This window comes from Brevundimonas sp. RM1 (genome assembly GCF_052907225.1).
Genome location: NZ_JBRERY010000079.1, coordinates 1 through 1,234 on the forward strand (window position 1 = coordinate 1; position 1,234 = coordinate 1,234).

Here is a 1,234-nt window from a genome sequence, read left to right on the forward strand (position 1 = left end):
ACTCGGTCTTGCTCTGTGGGACGGCCATGATCCCGATCCTTTCCGCTTGACGTCGAGCGATCGGCCGATCCGGCGACGCGCGCATTGATCTTCAGCAATCGAGGTCCGCGATGGCGCGCCGGTCTCGAGAAAAACAGAGTCCAATTCGTCTGAATCGTCTGAAATCGTCTTGTTTGCGGTCTCCTATCTGTCTCGCGGGTCGAGGGGGGCGGCTTGATCAGTGCATGCTGAAAGGCACGGTGACGACGAAGGCGGACCCGACTTCTTCCGGCCGGATCGTCGCGGGATTCAGCCGTCCCCGACGGACGATTTTGACAGCCGCTTCTCCGAAACCGCTGCCGGGAGGAACTTCGGCGACAACGGCGCAGTTGGTCGGCTTGCCTGACAGCGCCACTTCACAACGAACGGCGGCGCCGCCCGAAAGGCCGCGATCGACCGCCCGTTGCGGATAGTCCGATGCTGTCGGACGGGGCGGCGTCAGCCATCGCGCTTCAACGTTGATCGGCGCTTGAGCTGATGCCTGCGTCGGCTCGGCGTCAAGATTGAACGGCACCCGAACGGCGAAACGGCGAGACGCAGCAGCAGCGCCGTCAACACCGGCTACGGAGGCGACGCGCCCGCGCTGCACGATGCCGAGGGCCGCCTGACCAAAACCCATGCCCTGAGGGTCTTCGGACAGGACTTCGCAGTCGACAGGCGCCCCGTCCGGCGCGGCGTCGCAGGCGATGACGGCGGCTCCGCTGGCCCCCGCCTGCAGCGCCGCTTCAGGGAAGTCATCGGCATGAGGTTGCGGCGGGGCGCTCCAACGCGGGGGCGGCAAGGCGTCGTCGGCGTCCTGAGCCGAGGCCGCAGACGGCAGGGCGGTGATGCCTGAAGCCATTAGGAGGACGAGCAGGGCGGGGCCAGGCCGGGCGGAAAAGATCACGAATGCTCCTGAAAAAGGCGGCGGGCAGGCGTGGGATGGGCGCCGCCCGGAAAAACAGAGTCCAATTCGTCTGAATCGTCTGAAATCCCCGGCGGCGGACGGCCGCTCTCCCCTGGGCCGCAGGGCAGTCTAGCACAGGTGCGACAGGGGGATGGCCGATTGCGGCGGGCGCGGCGTTTTCTTTGGCGGGCCGAACGCCTAAATGGCGGGCATGATCCACTATACCGACAGCCTCAGCCAGCTCGGCGCCCAGACCGCCGCCCCGACCAACCCGGAAGAGGCGGTGCTGGAGCGCGTGCCCAATCCGCA

At 66.8% G+C, this 1,234-nt stretch carries 1 protein-coding gene; it reads right to left on the reverse strand.

Annotated elements, in window-relative coordinates; all coding sequences use genetic code 11:
* Positions 1-217: 217 nt before the first annotated feature.
* Entirely contained in the window at positions 218-925 is a 708-nt protein-coding gene (locus tag ACU5AP_RS16355; RefSeq protein ID WP_446681568.1) for a TonB family protein, read from the reverse strand.
* Between the last annotated feature and the right edge of the window lie 309 nt (positions 926-1,234).